This is a genomic window from Geobacillus sp. ZGt-1, assembly GCF_001026865.1.
In the GTDB taxonomy this organism is placed as follows: domain Bacteria; phylum Bacillota; class Bacilli; order Bacillales; family Anoxybacillaceae; genus Geobacillus; species Geobacillus thermoleovorans.
Genome location: NZ_LDPD01000002.1, coordinates 73,179 through 73,444 on the forward strand (window position 1 = coordinate 73,179; position 266 = coordinate 73,444).

Below are 266 nucleotides of genomic sequence, written 5' to 3' on the forward strand. Positions count from 1 at the left end.
TCGATCCCGATAGGCTCCACTGTTGCTTTATGTCTGTGCCTGCCGCTTGCAAGGGAATTTGAAGACGTGAGGTTCCTCGGTAGGATTACAGAGAAGCAAACTAAAGTAGCAACCTTGTGTCCTGCAAGTGAATGGAGAGAAGCGGGATTCTTCGACGAAAACCAGCAGAGAAGTTGTTTCAATGCAGCAACTTTGCGCCTGTGTCTTCTAGTGAATTCGGGGGAATTGGGTTCCTCGGCGCAAGACTGCAACGAAGCAAGTTCAAG